This window comes from Pontibacter ummariensis, from assembly GCF_900188175.1.
Lineage (GTDB): Bacteria > Bacteroidota > Bacteroidia > Cytophagales > Hymenobacteraceae > Pontibacter > Pontibacter ummariensis.
In genome coordinates, this window is record NZ_FZOQ01000026.1 from 34976 (window position 1) to 60553 (window position 25578).

16 protein-coding genes are annotated in these 25578 nt (G+C 44.2%); 12 read left to right on the forward strand and 4 right to left on the reverse strand.

Translation table 11 applies throughout. The annotated features are described in order from the left end of the window. Nucleotides 1-76: 76 nt before the first annotated feature. From CHB92_RS20980 to CHB92_RS21015, 7 genes are all read left to right on the forward strand, one after another. Nucleotides 77-1297, forward strand: coding sequence for a hypothetical protein (locus tag CHB92_RS20980; protein WP_245842771.1), 1221 nt, complete (start codon nucleotides 77-79; stop codon nucleotides 1295-1297). After that, the gene (locus CHB92_RS20985) at nucleotides 1294-2505 is read left to right on the forward strand and encodes a glycosyltransferase family 4 protein (RefSeq protein WP_089321206.1); all 1212 of its coding nucleotides are present in this window, start codon (nucleotides 1294-1296) and stop codon (nucleotides 2503-2505) included. The genes CHB92_RS20980 and CHB92_RS20985 overlap by 4 nt, the downstream gene beginning before the upstream one ends. Nucleotides 2506-2706: 201 nt before the next feature. Beyond that, on the forward strand, nucleotides 2707-3735 hold the full coding sequence (locus CHB92_RS20990) for a glycosyltransferase family 4 protein (protein WP_179223126.1): 1029 nt from the start codon (nucleotides 2707-2709) through the stop codon (nucleotides 3733-3735). A gap of 22 nt (nucleotides 3736-3757) precedes the next feature. Further along, on the forward strand, nucleotides 3758-4843 hold the full coding sequence (locus tag CHB92_RS20995; protein ID WP_089321208.1) for a glycosyltransferase family 4 protein: 1086 nt from the start codon (nucleotides 3758-3760) through the stop codon (nucleotides 4841-4843). Between the two features lie 84 nt (nucleotides 4844-4927). Next, nucleotides 4928-5500, forward strand: coding sequence for a WcaF family extracellular polysaccharide biosynthesis acetyltransferase (locus CHB92_RS21000; protein WP_089321209.1), 573 nt, complete (start codon nucleotides 4928-4930; stop codon nucleotides 5498-5500). A gap of 752 nt (nucleotides 5501-6252) precedes the next feature. Next, nucleotides 6253-7557 (forward strand): WcaI family glycosyltransferase, encoded by a 1305-nt coding sequence (locus CHB92_RS21005; protein ID WP_089321210.1) that lies wholly within the window; start codon nucleotides 6253-6255, stop codon nucleotides 7555-7557. A gap of 3249 nt (nucleotides 7558-10806) precedes the next feature. Next, complete coding sequence (locus CHB92_RS21015; protein WP_089321212.1) at nucleotides 10807-12969, forward strand: DUF4082 domain-containing protein; 2163 nt, start codon at nucleotides 10807-10809, stop codon at nucleotides 12967-12969. Between the two features lie 981 nt (nucleotides 12970-13950). Here CHB92_RS21015 and CHB92_RS21020 read toward each other — a convergent pair. After that, nucleotides 13951-14835, reverse strand: coding sequence for a class I SAM-dependent methyltransferase (locus CHB92_RS21020; protein WP_089321213.1), 885 nt, complete (start codon nucleotides 14833-14835; stop codon nucleotides 13951-13953). 780 nt (nucleotides 14836-15615) lie between these two features. Here CHB92_RS21020 and CHB92_RS21025 point away from each other — a divergent pair. The 3 genes from CHB92_RS21025 to CHB92_RS21035 all read left to right on the forward strand — a co-directional run bounded on the left by CHB92_RS21025 (nucleotide 15616) and on the right by CHB92_RS21035 (nucleotide 18928). Beyond that, nucleotides 15616-17019, forward strand: a complete 1404-nt coding sequence (locus CHB92_RS21025; RefSeq protein WP_089321214.1) for an undecaprenyl-phosphate glucose phosphotransferase — start codon at nucleotides 15616-15618, stop codon at nucleotides 17017-17019. Nucleotides 17020-17420: 401 nt separating this feature from the next. Beyond that, nucleotides 17421-18224 (forward strand): ThuA domain-containing protein, encoded by an 804-nt coding sequence (locus CHB92_RS21030; RefSeq protein ID WP_089321215.1) that lies wholly within the window; start codon nucleotides 17421-17423, stop codon nucleotides 18222-18224. 221 nt (nucleotides 18225-18445) lie between these two features. Further along, nucleotides 18446-18928, forward strand: a complete 483-nt coding sequence (locus CHB92_RS21035; protein ID WP_089321228.1) for a hypothetical protein — start codon at nucleotides 18446-18448, stop codon at nucleotides 18926-18928. 194 nt (nucleotides 18929-19122) lie between these two features. Here the strand turns inward: CHB92_RS21035 and CHB92_RS21040 are convergent, their stop codons facing one another. Beyond that, a complete protein-coding gene (locus CHB92_RS21040; RefSeq protein ID WP_089321216.1) occupies nucleotides 19123-19935 on the reverse strand; it encodes an NYN domain-containing protein in 813 nt (270 codons plus the stop codon). A 256-nt stretch (nucleotides 19936-20191) separates the two neighbouring features. Here CHB92_RS21040 and CHB92_RS21045 point away from each other — a divergent pair, with 256 nt between their 5' ends. Together CHB92_RS21045 and CHB92_RS21050 are read left to right on the forward strand one after the other, a co-directional pair. Continuing rightward, a complete protein-coding gene (locus tag CHB92_RS21045) occupies nucleotides 20192-21160 on the forward strand; it encodes a DUF1028 domain-containing protein (RefSeq protein ID WP_373422670.1) in 969 nt (322 codons plus the stop codon). Nucleotides 21161-21785: 625 nt separating this feature from the next. Continuing rightward, complete coding sequence (locus tag CHB92_RS21050) at nucleotides 21786-23186, forward strand: M20/M25/M40 family metallo-hydrolase (RefSeq protein ID WP_179223127.1); 1401 nt, start codon at nucleotides 21786-21788, stop codon at nucleotides 23184-23186. Between the two features lie 79 nt (nucleotides 23187-23265). Here CHB92_RS21050 and CHB92_RS21055 read toward each other — a convergent pair whose 3' ends face one another. Next, nucleotides 23266-24477: an S-adenosylmethionine:tRNA ribosyltransferase-isomerase gene (locus CHB92_RS21055; protein WP_089321217.1), complete on the reverse strand. Its 1212-nt coding sequence runs from the start codon at nucleotides 24475-24477 to the stop codon at nucleotides 23266-23268. Nucleotides 24478-24573: 96 nt separating this feature from the next. Continuing rightward, nucleotides 24574-25578 (reverse strand): PorP/SprF family type IX secretion system membrane protein, encoded by a 1005-nt coding sequence (locus CHB92_RS21060; RefSeq protein WP_089321218.1) that lies wholly within the window; start codon nucleotides 25576-25578, stop codon nucleotides 24574-24576.

The window sequence follows — 25578 nt, forward strand, 5'->3', positions numbered from 1 at the left end:
CTTGTATACCTGCAATTCTTGTTTGAATAATGTTACAAAGAAAGTGGAGAGGGAGGTAGTATACATAGTTATTGCTATGAACATGGTGGTTTCTGTTATCTTCTTTATGAAAAGGAAGTGCGAAATACCTTTTTTCTTAGCATTGTTCAACCTGCTTGTTGAGTATAGAACTATTTCACTTGAATTAGGATATTCTGACTGGGTTAAAATTGATTATGGTATTTACTTCGTGTTTAACCTGGAGTACGCATACAAGGTAAGCGAACTTATCCTACTGGGAACATCTGTACTGATTTATAGCTTTATCCTTTTTTATAGAAGCCCGTCCAGAGTGCGAGGTGATTCTAATAAGGATTTAGGCGATTTCATCCGATCAAACAGTAAACTGATTATAGTAGGGTTGGCTGCATTTACAGTATTTGAAGTAGTAGTATCAGGTTTGATTAGTCAGAACTACGGTAAGTTTGCTAAACTTGGGATTAGTTCATTTGTTATATTATTCTTTTTGTTATTTGTATTTAATGAAAATAAGAGTAACACTACTAAACTAATGTTTCTTGTAGTATTTATATGCTTAGCTTATATCACCTATAACCCAAATATTCGTTTTCAGTTCTTAAGTTGGATGGTTCCAGTTGGTTATTTTATTGTTCGAACAATTAAACCCCTCCCAAAAGTACTTTTACTTTTTGTAGGTTTATATTTAGTATTACTCGTCTTTTCTGCCGCTGGTGTACTACGGTACAAGAAAATGGAAGCTTTAACATTCAGCGAATTATATGATTACAGCTTCTATAGAATGAAAATAGCGGAAGATGTTAACTTCATTGATGGTTTCATGATGCTGCATCAGGTTTTTCCTAAAAAGTTAGATCATACATATGGGATGGACCATATTGGAATATTTTTAAGACCTGTTCCAAGAGAAGTATGGCCAAACAAACCATTAGCAAGTTGGCTGCAGAGTTATTATGCAAAACATGGTATGAAAGGATTCTGGAATGCGGGCTTTTCCCCAACCTTATATGGCGTTTTTTATAGTGAAATGGGGGTAACAGGCATCTTTTTTTTCAGTGTTTTATGGGCTATCATGCTTACTTATGCTTACAGGCTGACGCAACGTTTTAACTCTGAGATTCGGGCTATTTTAGTGGGGATTTTACTTGCATCAATGATTCCCATATTTAGGAGTGGTGATTTGCCAGGTGATTTTGCTATTGCACTAATGAGTTACTGGCCCTTTCTGCTCTTTATCAGATACTATAATAAGTACTTAATAACAAAAGGTGTTGTATGAATAAGAAGTTTATCTGTTTTCACCTTGGGGCAAGGTCACATTACCTTATTCCTACAGCTATGGAACAAGGAGGTAAGTTAGCCGGACTTATTACAGATACTTGGATATCATCTGCTATATGTAGGACATTCTTGATAAAGGTTCCTTTGCGTCAGGTAAGATCTTTATCAAACAGGTACTGTGATAAGATCATTAGTAAGCATGTAAGCTCGTACAGCTTGTCGTTTATATTCTTTGAGCTTTATTTAAGAATAGCATATCAACAGGAGTGGAGCCGTATTTTGTTTAGAAACAGGGTGTTTCAGCAAAAAACTGTGAATGAACTACGAAAGTTTCCGAATGAAAGCACTGTCTTTGGTACCAGTTACACGTCGCTTGAAGTATTTAAAGCGGCGAAAAAAAGAGGACAAAGAACTGTATTGTTTCAGATAGATCCCGGATATAGAGAAGAGGAAATAGTATCACAGTTAGTAGAGCAGAATACATACAATTGCCCGACAAAGTGGGAACCAGCGCCTGACTCCTATTGGCATAGTTGGAGAGAGGAGTGCGGCTTAGCAGATTGTATTATGGTTAATTCTGTATGGAGTAAAAACAAGTTAACTGAACAGGGGATAAGCCCTTCTAAAATCTGCGTAATACCTCTACCCTTTAAGCTTGAAGACAAACACTTAAATTTTAAAAAAGAATTCCCCAAGTTTTTTAGTGAAAGTAGACCTTTACGTTGTTTGTTCTTAGGGACCCTTTCTGTAAGAAAGGGTATCCATTTAGTGCTAAATGTTGCAGAATACCTTAAAACCTATCCTGTAGAGTTTGTTCTTGTTGGTCAAAGCGAGCTTTTTGGGGCATCCCTGGAACTAAGCAACGTGACTTACAAAGGAGTATCCACTAGAGCTGAAACGGACTTGCATTACCAGTTAGCAGATATATTTCTTTTCCCGACTTTTTCTGATGGTTTTGGTTTGACTCAACTGGAAGCAATGGCTTGGCAACTTCCTGTAATTGCCAGTACAAATTGCGGTAAAGTTGTTGAACACCAGATTAACGGTATAGAGATGGCAAGTTGCTCTACTGAGTCCCTAGCTGAATCTGTTCTTGAAATACTACAAAACCCTTCGTTCCTACAGTTTATGTCGGCGAACTGTATACCAACCGTTAAACAATTTTGCTTAGAAAGGTTTTCCAAGGAGCTTTCAGGGTTGCTATAAATGAATGAGGTACAGATATCATCTATGCTTTAAGGATAAACTCTTGACTTGTACATTATGCTTCAGAGGCCAACTTTGTCTTTTTATACGAACATACCAACTCCCTATCAAATATCTTTTTTTAGGGAGTTAGCGAAACACTTTTATCTTAAGGTCATCTTTTACTCTATTACGGAGAACAACCGCTCCTGGAACTTTTCCATGGAAGATGAGGAATTTGAAGTAGTTGTTTTAAAAGACAACTTTATTGCTAAAATCTTTCAAAATTGGGTAATTGATTATCATTTTAGTTGGAAAATATTTTCTGTTGTTCTAAACGATGAGAGTGAGAACATAATAGTAGGAGGCTCTTATTGGGGGGCCAACGGAATGCTTGCTATTCTTATAAGTAAGCTGAGAGCCAAAAGAGTTGTTTATTACTCTGAACCCTTGTTCGAAGCCAGTTCCAAACTCAAACACGTATGTAAGTGGTTACTGTTACGGATAGTAAGTGTTGGTTGCGATTATGTGTTTTGTATAGGAAAGAAAGCAGCTGAAAGCTTTAACAAGTATAATATCAAATTACCAAAGTATGTTGTTCCTTATAACATAGATCATACTCTATTTAAAAGTTTAGATAATGAAAAGCTGCTGGAATATAAGAAACAGTACAAGAGCCAAAATGAAATAATAATCTTATCATCAGGTTCTCTTACTTACAGAAAAGGGATGGATGTTTTAATTAAGGCTGTAAAAGGTATTGCTCACCCAGACCTTAGGCTAATAATAATAGGTGAAGGGCCCGAGCGGGAGAATTTAGAGGCTTTATGTAATGGTGATAACAGGATATTCCTGGCTGGATTTAAACATCCGGAAGAGCTTCCCCCTTTCTTTGCTTTAGCAGATATATTTGCCTTTGCTAGCAGATACGATGGGTGGGCAGTGGTCATCAATGAAGCAATTGCTGCCAATGTTCCCGTTGTTTGTAGTAACAAGGTTGGCGCTGCTTTGGAACTTCTTACCTCTTCTGACTTTGGCTTGATATGTGAGTCAGAGAAAGTAGAAGATTTTAAAAGGGCCTTAGAGGCCCTTGTTTTTAGCAAAGGGAAGAGGGACAAAATTAGCTCTTGTTCATCCAGTTTAGTAAAGCTTATATCTTCAGAGTACAATGCCAAGCTAGTACATAGCATACTAACCTCCTCTTGTCCTACAGTATGCGCTAAACTTGCGAGGCCTTTTGAAAACGCTTGATACTCTTAATTATTAGATAAATATGAAAGTACTAATAGTTGGTCCTGTTCCTCCTCCCATTGAAGGTTGCTCTAATGCGAACAAGGTTTTATATAAAAATCTGATAACTAAGAATGTGCAATGTGATGTTATCAATACTAACTCAAACATTTTGACAAATGAGCAAGGTCGAAAATTTTCATTAAAAAAAGCTTTTTACTTCTTTAAGAACTATAAAAATTTATATAGCTTAGGAGCATACGATTTGATCTACTTCACGCCAGGGCAAACATTTTACGGTGTTACTAAATATGCGCCTTTTATACTTGCCAGTTTATACCTAAAGAAGCCTTATATTATTCATGTACACGGAAATTTCTTAGGAACACAATATTCTCTCCTTACAGGCTTAAAGAAGAAAATATTCCATTTTCTAGTGTCAAGAGCTGCTGCTGGTATTGTGATAACGGATTCTCTTAAAGAAAACTTCAAAGGTTTGCTGTCCGGGAATAAAGTTTTTGTTGTTACAAACTTTGTAGAAGATGAGCTGTATGAAGAAGTAGTGGTGAAGAATGTGGATAAACTAAGAGTTCTTTACTTAAGTAATTTAATGAGGGAAAAAGGAATTATAGAGTTCCTTGATGCGCTTATAGAACTTGACAAGAAGCATGTTGATTTTGAAGCATATGTTGCTGGTGCTATAGAAGCAGGTCTGGAGGATGAGGTGAAATCAAGGTTTGACTTATTAAAAGAAAAGCTTACTTATTTTGGAATTGTCACAGGTATAGCAAAGCTAAAGCTGTTAAATAACGCTAATGTTTTTGTTTTACCTACTTATTATGCTATGGAAGGTTTACCTATCTCGATTTTAGAAGCCGTTGCCACCGGGAATATTATTGTTAGTACAGAGCACGCAGGTATAGCTGACACCGTTTCGAACTTAAATGGGTTCTTGATAGAAAAGAAATCTTCTAAGGCTATTGTAGCTTGCCTGGAGCACATTAATGCTAGTTTAGAAGCTAATGTCAATCGTTTCTCTAGGCAGAACTTTAACTATGCTCGCACAGCCTTTACAGAACAAAAATATTCCGATAATATATTGAATGTTATGTCAGAAACAGTTCGGTAGTTATTTGAAAGTAAACGACGCCTGCCTTAACAATAGTAGTTTAAAAAGAGACAGAAAGTACGTATTGACATATATATATAACTTATGGATGCTATATTTCTTCAGCAAGCACAGATTGACCTGTCTAAGTTTAATACAGGAGATTATAACGCAGGGCCATTGTGGAAAATAGCATTATGGTACCTCGTAAGCTATTTGTTCTTTGATAGTGGGCTAGCTTATCCTTCCAATTTTAAACGCAACCTTCTTATACTTTTTGGTGCTAAAGTAGGCAAAGGCATAGTAGTTAAGCCTCATGTTAGAATTAAGTATCCTTGGAAATTATCTATTGGCGAGAATAGCTGGTTAGGTGAGTCGGTATGGATTGAAAACTTTGTAGATGTTGAAATAGGAAATAATGTATGCGTGTCTCAAGGAGCAATGTTACTTACAGGTAACCACGACTATAAGGTTGAAAGCTTTCCATATCGTTTTGGTAGTATAGTACTGGAGGATGGTGTTTGGATTGGAGCTAAATCAGTTGTTTGCCCTGGAGTAGTATGTGAGTCACATGCAATTCTTACTGTTAATTCGGTAACGAGTAAAACCCTTGAGGCTGGGGGGGTATATTCAGGTAATCCTGCAACGTACGTTCGGGCCCGTAATATGATAGGTTAGGATAGGTGCACTCTTACAGATTAATGCCAAGATTACTTAATTGAATGCAGTAAGTGGTTAAAGTAAAACGGCTTATTGGCTTTGTAAAAGTGTATATCCTCCTGCCTTATTGGATAGCGTACTAAGGTATTTATTTATGCCTACAGTTGTTAAACAACCTGGAATTTCTGAACGATCTGATCTTGTTGCTGTAAGTGCTCAATATTAAACAATATTTACTTAAACACTCAAGCAGGTCTTTTCAGAGAGAGAAATCATGTAATGCATATCCTTGTTCAGTTCTGTTTATTTAGGAGTGCTTTTCCCCTTTTAACATACTGTTCCCCTTTACGAAAGAAGTTAGATAAACAGGTTAACTGAGGTAAAAGCTTTTTATAGAATGTTGAGACCTTGTTATTTATAGCTCCTTAGCTTATACCTTATCCCAGGTGGGGTATCTGAGTTTTTCTTATCGTCGCCTTAAGAAGGCTTCCCTTTTTTTCTTTCTCTTTTACGCATCTCCTATGCTCCCTTTTTTAGCGATAATTAATCTGCTTGATGACATAGTAAAATTTGTTTTGCTATAGGTCTGAATTTTTATGTGTATGATTCAATAATAATTAAGAATAATTCAACTAACTGCTGCGCCTTATCGTATTAGTTTATTTATAAAGCACATCTAAATAAAGCAACGTTATTAGGCCGTATCTGAGGCTCGGCTCATTTGTATAATCCTGTACTTAATTGTAGCACAATAATTAAGCTCTTTTAATATGAGGCGGAGAATACTGTTCATTGGGTACAATTATTATCCAGAACCCACAGGGATAGGAAAATACAGTGGAGAAATGGTTGCTTGGTTGGCACGAAAGGGATATGACTGTGAAGTTATTACTTCTTATCCATATTACCCACACTGGAGAGTTGCTGAAGCATACTCCCACAAGAAGAACTGGTATAGCGTAGAGTGCCAACGTTTTGAGGGAGGGAGCGTGAAGGTAAACAGATGTCCAATGTATATTCCTTCTGTGCCTACTGGTTTTAAGCGTATGTTGCTTGATGTATCGTTCCTTATCTCTTCGTTTATAAAGTTGTTACAACTACTTTTTCAGAAGAAGTTCGACTATGTGGTTACCGTGGTGCCTTGTTTTCAGTTTGGCCTCTTAGGTGTGTTTTATAAAAAAATCCGAAAGGCCATGTTACTCTATCATGTACAGGACTTACAAATTGAAGCTGCCAGGGACTTGGAGATGATCAAGTCAAAAATAGTTTTAACCACCTTATTCAAATTAGAAAGGTACATCTTTAGTCAGTCTGATGCGATTAGTAGCATTTCTGAAGGAATGGTACGCAAAATCAGAATCAAAGCGAAAAAGGATGTTTACTTGTTTGCGAACTGGACAGACTGTAAGCTTTTTTATCCTATTAGAGACCAGGCAAAGCTTAGAGAAGAGTTCGGTTTAAGTCCAGCAGACAAGATTGTTCTTTATTCGGGGGCAATAGGTGAAAAGCAAGGCTTGGAAGCTATTTTATTCGCGGCTAAGGCGCTAGAAAATCACAAAGAACTAAAGTTTTTGATATGTGGATCAGGCCCTTATAAACAAAAATTATGCCTTATTGCTAAGGACTTAGGGTTAAATAACCTTGTGTTCTTTCCTATCCAACCTGTCGAAAAATTTAACCTTTTCCTAAATATAGCAGATGTTCACCTTGTAATTCAAAAGGCAAATGCCAGTGATCTGGTGATGCCTTCAAAGCTTACAACTGTTCTAGGTGTTGGCGGGTTAGCACTGATAACCGCACACAAGGGAACTAGCCTGCACTCGTCTGTAAGCCAGCATAACATAGGGCTCTTGATTGAGCCTGAAAATCAGCAGGCACTCAACGAAGCAATATGGAGAGCTGTAACGGATAACCATGATAATATAAGAAAGAATGCCCGTGCCTATGCCGAAGAACATTTGTCAATAGAAAAGATTATGGAGGCGTATGAGAAGCTAGTTCTTAAAAATTGCGTGGAGAAAGAGAACTTGCTTGGCCCAAAGCAAGAGCCTCACTTAACTACAAGTTTAACATGAACTCTATGCTGCTCTTAAGTAGGTTTCTTTGTATATCTTCAAAATTATATGGACTCAACAAGCCCTACGCTCTGTTAACAATCTTGCTTGTCTGTTATATTTTCCTATAGTAGCTTCAAAGCAAAGTGTTACTAACATTAGATGCACCTGTAAAAACGGGGGCAGCTACGACTATATTGGAACTTGCCGCAGTAGCTAATGCCAGTCAAGGTGCTCCAGATTGTCCACAAAAAGTGAGCTTTGGCTTCAAAATAGGTGCTGGGTTATCAAACAAACTTTAACAAGGGTTACCCAGGCCCTCTGTTCCAATTGAGTCAGCATGGAAGCCTGGTTTTGCAGGTGGTCTCTTACTAGAAATCCCTTTATACAAGAAGTAGTACATGCAGTAAGAGTACTTATATACCGATATAAGGGATGAAGAGAAAGGAGAAGGAGCTTCCTATTGGCTCAGATACTTTTCACTGCCTCTTCTCATAAAGTATGAACTTACACCCCGGTTTCTCTTGTGGCAGGTTCTTGTTTTGATTAAATGGTATAGGCAAAAGAACGGACGAATGCAGGCTTTGTGGATGCTGCCAAGGATGTTGAAGAGCATAGTGTTGGTGCACTTGCTGGACTTGAGTATAGGTTTTCAGCTAAGATAGGTTTAATCGCTAGATTCATTCATGATTATAATCATATAGGTATAAAACGAGATGCTGTACTCAAAGAGTTTAAGCTAGAGTCAGTACAGCTGTCAATTAATATTACCCTATTTAAATAACTAGTTATAATTATCTATCCATTTTTATAGGCGCTTCAAGCCTTCTGTTGAACTGTAGGCGGTTTATCAGGAATAATGTCGCGTCGTCCTCTCTTCTTTCTATAAGGTTAGTTAGCAATGCGTCAAAGATGACACCATTGCTACATAGCAATCAAGAAACTATAGGCATACTTGCAGAAAGTACTGGCCTTATAATCCGAGGGCTAGTACATATAAATTTATTAACAGTCTTTATAAGGCCATAATAAGAAGCTAAACTGTTGCTTTAGTAATATTTGTTTACTAAAGCATTTTATTCCTTTACAATCTTTAACAACTCCTTAACCACCTAGCTACAAATTTTTGTAAAAATCAAATAAATTGAATGAAAACAATAAAAAATATAACCGTAAAAGTTACTTGTTGTCTGGCTGTAAAAGAGAATGATAGTTACTGTCCTTTTGGGGCAATCAATGTTTCCTCAGTCTTACATAAAAGCTGGTATAAAAGGCATTATGTTACAGGCTGAATATATTATTAACACAATTAAGGTTATTAATAATATGAGATAGGTGCCTTTTGCAATGCGACATATAACTATTCCTGTACTTACCCAATAGGTGTATTTACAAAGAGTAAAAGTCTTGCAACTGCAAAGCCATGTTGTCTCTGAATAAGCTTCCTCTGGGGTATTACACGTTTTACTAAACTAAAAGAGTGCGATTATGAGTATGAAGTCTACAATTACTACTTCGTGGAAGCAACTATTTTTGCCTTTGATAGTCTTCTCTTCCATCTATGTTGCTTCTGCACAGTTGCTAGTGCACCATTTTACTCCTGCATCAGTTATAGAACTTGTGTCAGACTTTAAACTATTTAAGGAGAATAGATTAGCTAGCGACACTAAATACAAGAGCGATTTCAATCGCACAGTAGTGGGCAGAAAAGCGGACATAAACTCTGCCGGTGACAAGACTGTAAATCTTGCAAGGGCTTTACATGCCATGGCGCCGTTTGCTTCCACCTCTGCTTTGGGGTATTTCGCCGAATCTGGTGGTTCTATTCTCTTAATCAGTGCTACCTCGAATAAGTTTAGTCAATATCCTGCTGAAATCTTGCGGGCAGAAGGCTTAAATGGATTCACCTCCGCAGATGTCGCAACAGTTACCGCTGAAATGCTGAACAGTTACGATGTGGTAATTGTTGGGAATATTCCCCTAACAGAACCGCAGGTAACTATGCTTAGTAATTGGACTATGGCAGGTGGGGCTTTAATTGCTTTAAGGCCTGATGCCAAACTAGCCCCGTTATTAGGCTTAGTCGCAGCTGGTGGTACTTTAGCAAACAAATACCTACTGGTAAATACAGCATCTGGGCCAGGGAAAGGCATTGTAAACCAGACTATTCAATACCAAGGCACCGCGGATCTTTATACATTAAATGGAGCAACAAGGCTTGCAACTATATACTCCGGTGCTAATACGGCTACATCCTATCCTGCGATAACCGCACATAGCGTAGGTGAGAGCGGTGGAACAGCAGTGGCCTTCACTTATGATCTGGCACGCTCGATAGTATACATGCGACAGGGAAACCCTCAATGGGCAGGTCAAAAAAGAGATGGAGAGGAGGGGCCTATACGGTCGGACGACCAGTTTTACCCAGATTGGACCGACTTAAATAAAGTGGCAATTCCGCAGGCTGACGAGCAGCAACGCCTTTTAGCAAATATTATTACATTAAACTCCCGCAAACCGGTACCGCGTTTCTGGTACTTACCAAGAGGACTGAAGGCGGCAGTGGTGATGACAGGAGATGACCATGGCGGGGGAGGGACAGTGGGACGTTTCAACCAGTATCTTCAACTTAGTGCAGACAACAGTGCGGAAGCGGTAGCTGATTGGAGAGCGATACGAGGAACCTCTTATATATATCCCCAAACAGCTATGACAGACGCGCAAGCAGCGTCATTTCAGCAGCAAGGTTTTGAAATTGCTCTGCACCCAACCACAAACTGCACAGACTTCACTCTAGCTTCTTTGGATCGAGATCTCACTGCACAGCTAGCGGATTTTAAAACACGGTACCCGAGTGTTGCTGCACCCACAACTAACCGCACACACTGTTTAGCGTGGAGTGATTGGCATTCACAGCCGAAAGTCGAATCCTCAAAAGGAATCAGGCTCGACGCAAACTATTATTACTGGCCTAGTAAGTGGGTCCTGGACCGGCCAGGTATGTTTACAGGATCAGCAATCCCTATGCGTTTTGCTGATCTAGAAGGAGGAATTATTGATTGCTATCAGCTTACAACACAAATGACCGACGAATCTGATCAGACCTTCCCCTACACTGTTGATCAATTATTGGACAAAGCATTAGGAGCTGAGGGATATTACGGTGTGTTCTGTGCTAATATGCATACAGATGGTGCAACATCAGATGGATCTGATAAGATCATAGCTTCTGCAAAATCCCGCAATGTCCCAGTAATATCGTCAAAACAAATGCTCACCTGGTTGGATGGGCGTAACGGTTCATCTTTCAGTGGCATGAGCTGGAGTGGCAGTACACTTAGTTTTACAGTAAGCGTGGCGAGTGGAGCCCGTAACCTGGAGGGAATGCTACCTATCACTGAAAAGACAGGTTTATTAGTGAACTTAACTATAAACGGAGCACCGGTAGCATTTAGAACTGAGACTATAAAAGGCGTAGAATATGCTTTCTTCCGGTGTGCAACAGGTAATTATGTAGCAACATATGATATAAATGCACTTCCCAACAAGACTCCTACGGTTAGTCTCACTTCCCCAGCCAACAACGCCACTTTTACGGCCCCGGCCACCATAAACATAGCAGCCAATGCTTCGGACACGGACGGCACGGTCAGCAGGGTGGAGTTCTTCCAGGGCACAACGAAACTGGGCGAGGACTTGACAAGCCCCTACGAGTACAGCTGGGCGAGCGTTCCTGCGGGCAGTTACCAGTTAACGGCCCGGGCCACCGACAACGCGGGCGGGGCGGCAACCTCTTCCGTGGTAAACGTGACGGTGAATGAGGGGCCGGTGACCTGCCCCTGCACGGTCTTCAAGCCCACGGACACTCCCTCCGGCAGCGTCTCCAACGACGGCTCTGCCCTGCAGCTGGGGATGAAGTTCCGCTCCTCTGTGAGTGGCTACGTGACGGGGGTGCGCTTCTACAAGCAGTCGGGCAACACGGGCACGCACACCGGCCAGCTCTACAGCAGTACGGGCGTGCTGCTTGCCTCGGTGGCGTTCTCGGGCGAGACGGCCTCGGGCTGGCAGCAGGCCTCTTTCGCCACCCCTGTTGCCGTCTCGGCCAACACCACCTACGTGATCTCCTACCACAGCAGCGCCGGCTACTACTCGGTTAACGACGGCGGCTTCGGGCAGGCGGTCACCAACGGCCCGCTGACGGGGCTGGCCAACGGCACGGACGGGGGCAACGGGGTCTACCGCTATACCTCCTCGCCGGCCTTCCCCTCCAGCAGCTTCCAGTCCAGCAACTATTGGGTGGACGTGGTCTTCGCCACTGAGGCGGGGTCTGGCAACGTAGCTCCTGCGGTTAGTCTCACTTCCCCAGCCAACAACGCCACTTTTACGGCCCCGGCCACCATAAACATAGCAGCCAATGCTTCGGACACGGACGGCACGGTCAGCAGGGTGGAGTTCTTCCAGGGCACAACGAAACTGGGCGAGGACTTGACAAGCCCCTACGAGTACAGCTGGGCGAGCGTTCCTGCGGGCAGTTACCAGTTAACGGCCCGGGCCACCGACAACGCGGGCGGGGCGGCAACCTCTTCCGTGGTAAACGTGACGGTGAATGAGGGGCCGGTGACCTGCCCCTGCACGGTCTTCAAGCCCACGGACACTCCCTCCGGCAGCGTCTCCAACGACGGCTCTGCCCTGCAGCTGGGGATGAAGTTCCGCTCCTCTGTGAGTGGCTACGTGACGGGGGTGCGCTTCTACAAGCAGTCGGGCAACACGGGCACGCACACCGGCCAGCTCTACAGCAGTACGGGCGTGCTGCTTGCCTCGGTGGCGTTCTCGGGCGAGACGGCCTCGGGCTGGCAGCAGGCCTCTTTCGCCACCCCTGTTGCCGTCTCGGCCAACACCACCTACGTGATCTCCTACCACAGCAGCGCCGGCTACTACTCGGTTAACGACGGCGGTTTCGGGCAGGCGGTCACCAACGGCCCGCTGACGGGGCTGGCCAACGGCACGGACGGGGGCAACGGGGTTTACCGCTACACCTCCTCGCCGGCCTTCCCCTCCAGCAGCTTCCAGTCCAGCAACTATTGGGTGGACGTGGTCTTCACCACTGAGGCCGCTGTTGCCAGTACCTCGGTAGCCTCGTTGTTAGGGCTGCAGGAGCAGGAGCATCGGGAGGGAGAGGTGCTGTCGGTTTACCCCAACCCCTTCTCAGGGGAGGCGACGGTGAGTTTCGTGCTCGAGCAGGAGGGCGAGTTTGAGGTAGGGCTTTACGATGCGCGTGGGGCGCTGGTGGGGCTGCTGAAGCAGGGGCGTGCGCAGGCTGGCGAACGCCGTTCTGTGGCGGTGGATGGCAGCGGGCTGTCTAAGGGGCTGTACCTGGTGCGGCTGCAGACAAAAGCAGGCGTCAAAACCGCGAAGCTCGTGCTGGAAAGATAGCTTTTTGTCAGTAGGGATAACTAAGGACAGAGAAAAGAGAGTTAAAAGGCCCGGGTTAGACTGTCTAACCCGGGCCTTTTAACTGCTGTTTAGTTTAAGACGATGTGTGTCTTTTGCTCTTGTTTTCTTATGTCGGGTTGTAAGTTTAACTTGCTTCTATGCCGTTTTCTGTATGTAATGTCCCAACTTGTAGAGTAACAGGATGCTTTAGGTAAGGTGTAGTTGCAAGAGTTGGTTCTCTTTGTACATTTAGTTGCATAGCTATTCTAAAGTAAGATGAGGTACTAACAAATAAGTTTGTTCTCTTTTAAGCAGAGCTTTGGATTCTATTTTGGATGAAGTGTAAAGGTTAAAACTTTATCTGACGAAAAGGAAGTTTGTGTGTTACGAACTTGCAAGATAACGGGCATATGTGCTAGTGCAAACCTTGAGTGTTTATCATTTTCATACGTTCAATGTAAAGTTCAGTCAGGAGACTCTCTAGGAACTACAACCTCTACAATAAAGAAAATAAGCATGTGTAATGAGTATAATACTTTCAGCTGTACGGATTGAAACAGCGAAAATGTAAGGCAGGTGTAATTTTCAGCATGCCCTGGCTTTCCTTATCCAGGGCATGCTTGAGGTGTACTGTACAAGACTTAAAGTGTTAGAGGGGCTATCCTGATAAAGGTAAGTTAAGTTAAGCCAGTTGATCTTTCACCCTTTTTGTTTCTTTATGATGGGGTTCTTAATACAATTCTAATCTATAAATACCTTGCTGTCCGGATTGTGGTGGTTTTAGAATTATTGTCCAATATAAGGGATGGTAAAGCAGTTACATAATACATGTAGCCTATCTTGGCTCTTGTATGTTTTTACCTGTTGTTGCTTTTAGGAAGTACTGAGGTAGTATTCGCCTTTTTAATTTTTAATGATTGACTTAAATTTAAGTCCTGATAGTGTACAAGTAGCTTATTCTTAGCCTAATTATGTTGGCGTTTATGCCGCAACGCTACTTTTCTTTGCTACACACATCAAAGTCAAGGCGCTATGGGCAGCGTTTGGGTTTCTCCCTGATAAAATGTTCCCGAGCCTGTATTTAAACTCAGCTTTACCTTTTTCTCCCCGTAAAACTTCTGCCCCAAGTTCATGGTTGTGAGGAAAAACGTTAACCTCAAAGCCTAAAGGTTTTAAATTATTCATGAAAAATTCTTTACTAACACCATGCCCAGGCTTGTGGTGTATTTCACACGCTAATCCCCAAGATTGCTGGCTGTCTGTCTTATGGAAGCCGTGTCCTGTGATTTTGTATATTAACAAACGCCCATTCCAAAGCAGTTTTGCTAGCCCTTTATAATCCCATGCGCTAATTTGTGGGTCATGGTCCGTCACAATTATTCCACCCGGTTTCACTAACCGAGCTGCTTCCTTCAATATAGCTTCCATATCATCGCAATGATGTAAGGCCGCATTTAGGGTAACTATATCTGCAAAGTTCGAGACGAAGGGCAGTTTGGTGGCATCAGCAAGGATTGGAACGTCATATCCCTGCTTTTTGGCCAGCTCCAGGGAGCCTGGGGCAACATCTATACCAATCAGCAGTTTTGGCTTTCCCTGGAGCGTAGCGAAGATATTGCCTGGACCACAGCCAATGTCAACTACTATCTTGTCATTCCAGTCTCCAACAGCTGCCTGCCATCTACTTTTAAAAGCTTCACTCCTATGGCAGTAGGTGAGATATTCTTCAGCCCACTCTGGGTGGCTAAAATAGTAAGCATTCGCTTTTAAACCTTCAGAAGGCTGCGGAATGGGGCATTCCAGGTACCATCCCATGTCTTGGATTTCTGCATCTGGAATTAGGTAAGGCAACACTTTTGATTTCATGCTACATGTAATTAGAGGGATTAAACAATAATAATTTCTATCGGATATGATGTTATAAGATTATTATTTTATATGTAGTCAGTAAAGTTAAATTAAAAATAATATAAATGCAATAGATGAGCTTTGATTTAAATTATGTTTTGAAGTGATTTGAGTATCGATTTGACAAGGTTTGTTGTGAAGCAGTATAGCTATATAATTAAATAGTCAACTTTATGTTGGCTGCTTTTGAGTAAGTGGTATATTGTATAGTAGAAATATTAATTAGTATGTTGCTTTCTCTTGTGATTTAAATTTTATTGTTGTTGTACTTTAATTATTCCATTAACTGTGAACCGTTTATTTTAATCTATAAAGCTTGTAGACTAGTGATATGAGACTCTAGATTAAGGAAGTTGCTGTAAACTAGCTTTGTAAAGTGTTTTAGGATTAAATACATTGTGGAAGAGCGCATAAAGGCTACCAACGCTTAAAGTTTACTGTCTTAACTTATGATATTAATCTTGTTTATGCTGTCTTGCGCTGATCAGCTGTAAGTCCATATGCGTTTAAATTAGTTAATGTTTTAATTACAGCTTGTTTGCCTTTCTTTGGATTGTTGTATTTATACTATTTATAGTTGTCTGTAGACTAACAAAAAGCCTATCTCCGCAAGTATTAACACTTCTTTTTAGCTCATAAAGATATCTAAAATATAAATAATCGTGTATAATATTTAACTTAGAATATGATTTGAATAGGTAAAGTAGCAGATATAAGTAATATTACTTTGTTGAAACTATGGAATGCAAACACATAACTTATATCAAATGGGGTAACATGGTTCTTGATTATTTCTTGTTGAACCTGGCAATATGTTTTATCTACTCTACAATTAAGTTTGGTCATGTTGGTGAAAACCTGCCGGAGTTTTATAGGCTAAACATTCTACTGCTAAATATATTTTGGTTTTATTGTTCCAGTTTGGTTAGCTTGTATTCGCATCCACTAAGGCGGAATGCAGTCCCCACCATAGAAGCCACCTCGGCTTGTCTTGTTTTGTACTTAATTGCACTACTGATTCTTAAATTGTCGTTCCCTCACTTTAATTTGTTTAGCGGGCGGGTTTTATACTTTTTCTTGTTGTTTTCTTCTTTGGTTATGTGTGGTAAGCTTAGCTTTTTGCTCTTGCGCAGGTTTCATCGTGCATATATAGTTGATCCAGATAAAATAATAATTATAGGTACTGGTTCTGTTGGTATTAACTTGTATAACTATATAAGTAGTAATCCTCAGTTAGGGTATAAAGTAGAAGGTATATTTGATGATGTATTTTCTCAAGAGCTAGAATGTGCCGCGAAGGATGTGGAGAAGGGTAGTTTAGCGACATGTTTAAACTTCGCCGTAACGAATGGTATTAAGGAAATCTATTGTACCCTTCCTAACAAAGAGTTAAACAAAATAAAAGCGCTAATGAGGGAAGCAGACAAAAACATGATACGCTTCAGACTGGTACCAGATATAGAAGGACTCTTTAGCAAAAGTTACATTTTTCAACTGCATGGTAGTATACCCGTGCTGACACCCCGATACGAACCACTAGAGAACAAAGCAAACGAGATGGCTAAACGATTGTTTGATCTTTTGTTCTCCTCATTGGTAATTATTCTTTTACTAAGCTGGCTCTTCCCTTTACTGGCCGTTATTATAAAGCTAGACTCAAAAGGGCCGGTGCTTTTCAGGCAGCTTCGTTCAGGTAAAGGAAATAAACCTTTTTACTGTCTTAAATTTCGGAGCATGAGTGTTAACGCAGAGTCTGACAGTAAGCAGGCTTGTAAAGGGGACAGTCGCATTACCCGGGTTGGGGCGATTCTCCGAAAAACTAGCCTTGATGAATTGCCGCAATTCATCAACGTTTGGCTGGGGGATATGTCTGTTGTAGGGCCACGACCTCACATGCTAAAGCATACCGAAGATTACTCTATACTTATTCACAACTTCATGGTGCGTCACTTTCTTACACCTGGCATAACCGGTTGGGCTCAGGTAAATGGATATAGGGGAGAAACCAAGGAAACAATAGCCATGTCTAAGCGGGTAGAAGCTGACCTTTGGTACTTAGAGAACTGGAGCTTGTTTTTGGATATGAAGATTATATTTTTAACAGTATGGCAAGCGATAAAGGGAAATGAGAATGCCTATTAATCGAAGGATGCCTACAAGTGGGAGGATAAGAAAGCAAAGCTTTATCAGTTCTTGCTGTTAAGGGTTAGGTCTAATTCTGGCGGGATGTTGCTGGTAAAGGTGTGATATAGAAAGTCTGGTTTGTGCCTCATTTTGTTTTGTCTTATATCTATAGATTGCGCTGTTAGATGTTAACAGACAAGTAAAGGAGCTTTTCTTAACCTTTAGATTTGATGAGAACTCATGAAGTGCAGGCTATTTGCTCTAGTTTCCTCTTGAGCTAATCGATTACCCCATCCTCTATAGGTGGTCCACCTTCTTCTGAAGTGGGTTCAAAGCCATAGGCCTATAATCACTAGGATTAATGGAGCGAAATCAGTATTTTTTGGTTTCGTACCTTAATCAAACTCATAACAAGAAACATGAAAAACAATTTGCTGTATAAGGCTGCCCTGCTGTTGCTGACAGGCTCGATGGCTTCCTGTTCATCCTCAGATGCCAATGTAGGGACAGAGGCTAGTGTTGTAACCGAACCCATGGAGAATCCGAAAGTACTTGTTTTCTCCAAGACCAGCGGCTTTTACCATGAGTCTATTCCGGATGGCATTGCCGCTTTCCAGAAACTGGGGCAAGAGAATGGCTTTACAGTTGACACAACCAAGAATGCTACTGTCTTTGTGCAAGATTCGCTGAAACAATATGATGCAGTGGTGTTCTTGAGTACCACCGGAGATGTGTTGGATTCAGCCCAGCAGGTAGGCTTTGAGCAGTACATAAAAAATGGCGGTGGATTTATGGGGATTCATGCCGCTACCGATACCGAGTATGAGTGGCCCTGGTATAACCGCTTGGTAGGCGCCTATTTTGAAAGTCACCCGGAGCAGCAGAAAGCCATTGTGCGGGTACAGGATAAAAGCCATCCTTCCACAAGCCACCTGCCTGAGGCGTGGGAGCGTTTTGATGAATGGTATAACTTCAAGGACATCAATCCGGAAGTGAACGTACTGGCCAAGCTGGACGAGACTACTTACAAAGGCGGCAAGAACGGTGACAACCACCCGATCATCTGGTTCCATGAGTTTGATGGGGGCAGGGCTTTTTACACTGCCGGAGGTCATACTTCAGAGAGCTATACAGAGCCTCTCTTCGTGCAGCATCTTTTGGGAGGCGTGAAGTATGTATTAGGGGAAAAAGGAGAGGCTATCTCTACTGTTTCAACCAAATAAAAAGCAGGCTCTTGTAGGAGGATAAGCGCTTGTTATTTAGAAAGAGGCGGGTAAGCGAAGAGCTTGCCTGCCTCTTTTTGTTTATCAGGTTTGGGGACCGGCCTGCCTTGCTGTAAGGAAAGTGCCAGTAAATCTACAAGGGACTCCAGACAGGCCGCATGCAACCCTTTGCCCTGTAAAAGGCTCTTCCTGGTATGATACCCATTAACTTTAAAAAAACTATGAAGAAGTACGCCTATACTGTGTTCCTGTTATTGCTGTTTGCGCAGTGCCAGCAGGAAGGCAATCCCCGGGTTTTCCAAAGCAGAGAAGAGCAGGTTGTTGTAACCGACGGTGTAAAGTTTGGGCAGGAGTTCTCACTGGCTTACTATGAGGAGACAACCGTGTACGGAAACCAGGTGCCTCGTCGGTTAAACCTCTATGTGAAGTACTTGAACGATTCCCGGTGTCCAGCTAACGCTATGTGTATGCAGTACGGGAATGCGACAGTGGTGCTTTCGGCTTCTAACAGTCAGGGAAAGAGTGAGCACATAGAACTTTGCATTGGGGCATGTGGAACAGAGCCAATCCGCAGCACGTATAGTGTTACGGCTGCCGTTGGCCAAACCAAGTATACTTTTACCTTAAAAGAGGTGAGGCCGTTCCCGGGCATGGAGCAGGAGGGAGAAGTAAAAAAAGCGGTGCTGGTGGTGGAAAAGGTTTAGGAGATAAAAATGCTGTTACTTTGATTAAGCATACTCAAATAAAATGCCTGGCCTCTTTGTAGGCCAGGCATTTTTGGTAGCGACCTTCTAAAGGCGCTCTATGGTAAATTTTACATCCGTTTCATGGGCCTCCTCCGCAAAGGCTACTCAGTGTGGGCTTTTGGTATATGATACTGCACGTTTAATTGAACAGACTACGCATTCTTTTGAGGCTCGGCTTGTGGTTTTTTGCGGGTTCTGCTACTGGTGCGCCGTTTGTCTTTGCGCTTTATATATACCGCTGAGCGTCCTTTGTCTTCTTCCTTCCTGATGGTAAAAAGATCTTTATGCGCCTTGATCAGCTGTAGCAGCTGCCCATAACCAAAGGTACGCGGGTCGAAGCTAGGATCCAGTTGGCGGAGATTGCTTCCCATCATACCCAGGTGCGCCCAGCCGTCTTCATCCGCCGACATAGTGAACGCCTCTTTCAACAGCGGCACTGGGTTCGGGCGCTGGTTTGTATTACCGCTTTCAGTCCCTTTCTCTGTCTGCTCTATCTTCCGCTCGTCTATGTTGTCGACAAGGTTCTCTGTGAAAATGAATATGTTACAGGCGTTCACGAAAGGCTTGGGAGTTTTGCGCTGCCCGATGCCCATCACAAATATGCCTTCTTCCCGGATGCGGGTCGCCAGGCGCGTATAGTCGCTGTCAGAGGAGACGATGCAGAAGCCATCCACTAGCTCGGAGTGAAGTAGGTCCATCGCGTCAATGATGAGGGCGCTGTCTGTGGCGTTTTTGCCCACTGTGTAACGGAACTGTTGTATGGGCTGTATCGCGTGGTTGTTCAGGCACTCCTTCCAGCCGTTCATTTGGGGGGTCGTCCAGTCGCCATAAATACGCCGGATGGTGGGAGCTCCGTATTTGCCTGCCTCGGCTAATAGCTTTACTATTAAACTAGGCTGGGCGTTGTCTCCGTCGATTAGCATGGCCATGCGGCTCAGCTTTTTATCTCCTGTTGTGTTTTTCATGTATAAGGGGTACTTGCAGGATGCCAAACGGCATCTTCTAAAGGTACTGCTAAGATTACATAGTTATACTGCTATTTTTACTATAGGTTGTAGCAGAAGGAATTCCTGGGGCATAGGATAAACGCTTATATTTGTTTAAGCCCCTTTAAAAGGCTTTGAAAAGGTGCGCGTCTGGGCAGTGCTGTTGGTGAGGGGGAAACAGAAACGGTAAATACAACGAATGAAGATGAAGAAATTAAAAACTACTCTACTAGCTATGGGAGTATCATTATTAGCCTCGGTTGGGGCAAAAGCACAGGCGTTTAAAGCCGAGGAGCCTTTAGCGCATACCTATTCCATCGTGGCCCGTGATCCAAAGACTGGAGAGATGGCCGTAGGCGTGCAAAGCCACTGGTTTTCGGTAGGTACTGCCGTGCCATGGGCCGAAGCTGGGGTTGGCGCTGTAGCTACTCAGTCTTTTACTAACAAATCATTTGGCCCTCGAGGGCTCGCATTGCTGAAGGAAGGCAAGACGCCGGAAGAGGCCCTGGCAATACTTTTAGCCGACGACGAGGGGCGCGAGGTACGCCAGGTGGCTATCATTGATGCGCAGGGCAGAGTGGCGGCTCATACGGGGAAGCAGTGTATCCGCTATGCCGGCGACATTACAGGCAAGAACTTCTCGGTGCAGGCAAACATGATGCTGACAGACAAGGTATGGCCTGCCATGGCGCGAGCCTTCGAAAAGAGCGAGGGGCAGCCACTGGCGGAGCGGGTATTACTCGCTTTGCAGGCCGGAGAACAGGCAGGTGGTGATATCCGGGGCAGGCAGTCGGCAGCGCTAGTGGTCGTGCCCGGGCAGACAGCTGCGCCCTGGGAGGCTAAGACCATTGACTTACGGGTAGATGACAATGAGCAACCGCTGGAAGAACTGGAGCGCTTGTTAAAAGTATACCGCGCCTACGAGCACATGAACAAAGGCGACCTGGCTGTAGAGAAAGGACAGATGCAGCAAGCCATGCAGGAGTATGGCAAAGCCGAGGCCATGTTTCCGAACAACCTGGAGATGAAGTACTGGCATGCCATCGGCCTGGCTAACAGTGGGCAGGTGGATGAAGCAGCCAAACTGCTCCGGGAGGTGTACAAAAAAGACGAAAACTGGCGCGAACTAACCAGCCGCCTCCCCGAAGTTGGTTTGCTGGATGTAAGCAAGCAGAACATGGAAAAGCTGATGCGCTTGAAGTAAGTATCCTACTGGATGAAGGAAAAGGTAGAAGTTAAGTCTTCTACCTTTTTATTTTGCGTTTTTACTTCATTAAGTGATGTCCTTTAGTTAGTTCAGAAAGTTGTTAGGGATTCATGTTTTGCTTAAACTGGCGTAGTGACTGCTTATCCTATAAGAATTACGAAAGCCCTTTTTCGTAGTGTATAACTTAGTGCTCCACATCTGGGCAGGATCCCTTATAAGCTCCGCTGCGGGCTGCCCTTAGGGGCACCGCAATAGCCACGAATAGAGGACCCCAATCCCGGCGCATCACAGAAAAACTAGGTAAGTTTATATCTTCGATTAGGAAAGAATAAGCTATAGCGTTTAGTTGTTGGAGAGCTTGATTCTTTGTGCTCTCCTCCTTTTTTCAAGGAGGGGTGCCGAAGGTGGGGGGGACTCTTATCCGGTAGATATTTAGGCCCATCCGGCTAGTCGAAAAGCTAGCAAGGAGCATCAGTTTTCAGTTTGTAGTGAGGTTGTTTTCTGTGTATTTCTAGCGGGTGCTAAATGTATGCTTAGGACGTATCCATCCTCACTACATGTGCTATCTCAAATTTTCTTAACTTAAAGGCCCTAAACCAAACTACACTATTCACTAAAACTAATGCTAAGCAAAAAGTACTTGCGTACCGCCCTCGTTGCGGCAGCGGCAGTAGTGGCTATGCCGGCTATGGCACAGCAGAACTACAAAGCCGATTCTACGACTATTAAAAACATCTATAACAACGCCCTCACGAGCTTCGATAGCTATGAAAACCTGCGTTACCTGACCAAGCAGATCGGTGCCCGTCTGAGTGGGTCGCCTCAGGCGGCTGCAGCTGTCGAGTGGGGACGCCAGGTGATGGAAGAGCTGGACCTGGATACGGTATACCTACAGGAAGTAATGGTGCCACATTGGGTGCGGGGCGATAAAGAGGTAGGCCGTATCATCAACTCTAAACTAGTAGGTGCGATAGATGCTCCTATTGCCGCTTTGGGTGGCTCTGTGGGTACGGGTGACAAAGGGTTGAGTGCCGAAGTAGTAGAGGTGAAAAGCTTTGAAGAGCTGGAAAAACTGGGCAAGAAAAACGTGAAAGGAAAGATCGTTTTCTTCAACCGTCCTTTTGATAATACGCACGTGCAAACCATGTCGGCCTACAGTGGCGCCGTTGACCAGCGTGGTGGCGGCCCGGTAGCGGCTGCTAAGTTAGGCGCTGTTGGCGTGCTGGTGCGCTCCATGACAAACGATTACCAGGATGTACCGCATACTGGCAGTACCCGCTACGAGGAAGGTGTAACCAAGATACCGGCGGCGGCGATCAGTACGAATGCGGCGGAGAAGTTAAGCAGCTTACTGAAGGATGACCCGAACCTGAAGTTTTACATGCGCATGACGAGCGAGACCTTACCAGACGTGCTTTCCTATAACGTGATCGGAGAGATCAAAGGCACAGAGAGACCAGAAGACATTATCGTCGTAGGGGGGCACCTGGACTCCTGGGATCTGGGTGAAGGCGCACATGATGATGGTACTGGGGTAGTGCAGTCGATGGAGGTGCTGCGCTTGATGAAAGACCTGGGCATTAAGCCCAAGCGCACTGTACGCGCTGTACTGTTCATGAATGAGGAGAACGGCCTGCGGGGCGGACGCAAGTATGCGGAAATAGCCAAAGCGAAAGGCGAGAAACACCTGGCGGCTATTGAGTCAGACGCGGGTGGTTTCACACCGCGCGGCTTTAGCCTGGAAGGATCAGAGGCTCAGTTGAAGAAATTACAGAACTGGAAACCACTGTTAGCTCCATATGGCTTGCATGATATTGGCCACGGGCATGGAGGTGCAGACATTGGCCCTTTGAAAGGCCAGGGCAACGTCGCCTTGATCGGTTTCAGACCAGACTCTCAGCGCTACTTCGACTACCACCATACGGCCATCGATACCTTTGAGCAGGTAAACCGCCGCGAGATGCAATTAGGTGCTGCCGGCATGGCCTCTTTAGTGTATCTGTTATCAGAGTACGGCTTATAAAAACAAAGCAACCTTAAAACAAAGCCCCGCCAGTCTTAAACTGGAGGGGCTTTGTTTTTGGTGTATGCATCGTCTAAAGCTAAGGAAGTAGTAAAGAACTATCCCCATAACTTAAAAAGCGGTAATCATTCTCCAGGGCATGCTGGTACACCTTGCGCCAATCCTCTCCGATGAGTGCCGACACTAGTAACAAGAGGGTGCTTTCCGGCTGGTGAAAGTTAGTTACCAGGCCCTTGCAAATGCGGAATGTATAACCTGGTGCAATAATGATTTGGGTACTGGCATGCAGGTAGTTGGCGTGCTGCCGCTCCATATAGGCAAGTAAAGCGCTCAAAGCATCGGTAGCAGTAGGAGGAGCTACTGTTTCATAAGCTTGCCACTGGCTAACAGACAAGTCTTTTAAAGGAAGCTCTGGCTGCTCTAATACCTTTGCCCCCAACCAGTACAGGCTCTCTAAAGAGCGCATGCTGGTGGTGCCAACTGGTATAATCGGTTTCTCTTCTTGCAAAAGCAGCCGCTGTAGCAGTGGCTTTGTAATATAAAGCTGCTCCGCGTGCATCTCATGCTCCTCCATCACCTCAGCCTTTACAGGTTTAAAGGTGCCAGCGCCAACGTGTAGGGTCAGGTAAGCAGTAGCTATTTGCTGCTCCCGGAGCTTTTCCATTACGCGCTCCGTAAAGTGCAGGCCCGCTGTGGGGGCGGCTACAGCACCTTGCTGATTCGCGTAAATAGTTTGGTAGCGGGTGTGATCGTCCGGCGTGAGGTCGCGGTTAAGATAGGGGGGCAGCGGTAACTTTCCGCATCGCTCCAGCACTTCGGCAAAAGTTAGTTCAGCGGGTTCCCACGTGAAACGTATCAGGAAATGCCCTTCCTGCTGCGCTTTGCGCTCGGCTGTTAGCATGCCGCCATCAAACCGTAGTTTTACCGAGCCGCTTTTCCAGCGCTTGTTATTACCCACTAAGCATTTCCAGACACAGTTGCCCGTTTGTTGCATCGCCAGTTGCACTTCCTGGTAAGGAGCCACTGGTTCCAGGCAAAAGATCTCTACTGTGCCCCCTGTCTCTTTCTGAAACAGCAGGCGTGCCTGCACTACTTTTGTGTCGTTAAACACTAAAAGCGAACGCGGGGGAAGTAGTTGGGGCAGGTCTGTAAAAGTGTGGTCTGCCATTTGGCCTTGACGGTAAAGCAGTAATTTCGATTGGTCGCGCTCGGGCAGCGGAAACTTCGCAATGCGCTCTTCCGGCAGTTCGTACACAAAGTCCTTTATCGCCAGCTTCTTTGGGTCTGTCATGGTAAACGTGTTAAGCAATACTGCAAAGGTAGCGCTTGTTTTAATTAATCGTATTACCCTTGCTGTTTCGACTTCTGGTGCGCTTAAACAGGATTTCTACCACACCCATTGCGGACAGACAGTTTTTTGAGGGTTGTTCAGCTTGATTCCTACCACTACCTCATGGCTGTTGGCGCTCACGCGGTTCAGGTCAGATGTAGTGAAGTCATGCGAGTAGCTTACGTCAATAAAGTGATTCACGTAAACGCCCACCATGGCGGCAACAGCATCGTGCTGGCGATAAGAGGCGCCAAGCCAAAACTGCTTGTTGTAAGTTGCCTTTGCGTTTAAGTCTACTGCCGATAAGCCTCCTGCTGCCATCTTCGCCATGACAGAGGGGCTGATGGTAAGCTTGTCTGTTACAGTGAACCGGATACCGGCCGTGGTATAGTAGTGCGGCTGCAGCTCTGCACGAGGCCTGCCGTCTGATCCTGTATCCTGGATGCTTTTGATCAGCTGCATGCCCGATACGCCCACGTAAAAGTCGCGACTGTAGAGCCACAGGCCTAGCCCCAGGTCTAGTTTATTCAGGTTACTCGTTTCTTCCGTTAAAAAAGGGTCGTCCGGCCTCAGTACATCCACGCCTTTCCGGTTTATCCGTTGCCTTAAGATGCCCGCCGAAACACCACCCGAGAGGTTCAGGTTGGCCGTAAGAGGTAGGTGGTAGGCATAGTTCAGGTTAAAAGAGAGGGAAGACAGGAGGCCTGACTTATCGACCAGCGCAATGGCACCTAAGCCGTGGTGCGGCCTTACATAAAAGCGGTTGTTTCTGTTAGCAGCAGCGGCAGAGCGCCCCGTGCCTTTCCTGCCAAACTGTGGGACGTTCCTGTCGTTCTTGTTCAGGGCAGTATGTACGCTGGTATAAAAGGTAGTGGGAGCGCCTTCCAAACCTACCCACTGGCTGCGGAAGCCTGATCGCACATCCAAATAGTCTTCTATGCCTGCCACAGCAGGGTTTAACAGGAGGTTGTTCTGAAAGTACTGCGTATGCTGTGGCCGCTGTTGTGCAAACACAGTAGCACAACAGCAGAAATAAAGAGCCATGCAAAACAGTCCTCTCAT

Coding starts and splice junctions, on each gene's coding strand:
- CHB92_RS20980 (WP_245842771.1), top strand. CDS start 77: ATGAACATGGTGGTTTCTGTTATCTTCTTTATGAAAAGGAAGTGCGAA.
- CHB92_RS20985 (WP_089321206.1), top strand. CDS start 1,294: ATGAATAAGAAGTTTATCTGTTTTCACCTTGGGGCAAGGTCACATTAC.
- CHB92_RS20990 (WP_179223126.1), top strand. CDS start 2,707: ATGGAAGATGAGGAATTTGAAGTAGTTGTTTTAAAAGACAACTTTATT.
- CHB92_RS20995 (WP_089321208.1), top strand. CDS start 3,758: ATGAAAGTACTAATAGTTGGTCCTGTTCCTCCTCCCATTGAAGGTTGC.
- CHB92_RS21000 (WP_089321209.1), top strand. CDS start 4,928: ATGGATGCTATATTTCTTCAGCAAGCACAGATTGACCTGTCTAAGTTT.
- CHB92_RS21005 (WP_089321210.1), top strand. CDS start 6,253: ATGAGGCGGAGAATACTGTTCATTGGGTACAATTATTATCCAGAACCC.
- CHB92_RS21015 (WP_089321212.1), top strand. CDS start 10,807: ATGCTCACCTGGTTGGATGGGCGTAACGGTTCATCTTTCAGTGGCATG.
- CHB92_RS21020 (WP_089321213.1), bottom strand. CDS start 14,835: ATGAAATCAAAAGTGTTGCCTTACCTAATTCCAGATGCAGAAATCCAA.
- CHB92_RS21025 (WP_089321214.1), top strand. CDS start 15,616: ATGGAATGCAAACACATAACTTATATCAAATGGGGTAACATGGTTCTT.
- CHB92_RS21030 (WP_089321215.1), top strand. CDS start 17,421: ATGAAAAACAATTTGCTGTATAAGGCTGCCCTGCTGTTGCTGACAGGC.
- CHB92_RS21035 (WP_089321228.1), top strand. CDS start 18,446: ATGAAGAAGTACGCCTATACTGTGTTCCTGTTATTGCTGTTTGCGCAG.
- CHB92_RS21040 (WP_089321216.1), bottom strand. CDS start 19,935: ATGAAAAACACAACAGGAGATAAAAAGCTGAGCCGCATGGCCATGCTA.
- CHB92_RS21045 (WP_373422670.1), top strand. CDS start 20,192: ATGGGAGTATCATTATTAGCCTCGGTTGGGGCAAAAGCACAGGCGTTT.
- CHB92_RS21050 (WP_179223127.1), top strand. CDS start 21,786: ATGCTAAGCAAAAAGTACTTGCGTACCGCCCTCGTTGCGGCAGCGGCA.
- CHB92_RS21055 (WP_089321217.1), bottom strand. CDS start 24,477: ATGACAGACCCAAAGAAGCTGGCGATAAAGGACTTTGTGTACGAACTG.
- CHB92_RS21060 (WP_089321218.1), bottom strand. CDS start 25,578: ATGAGAGGACTGTTTTGCATGGCTCTTTATTTCTGCTGTTGTGCTACT.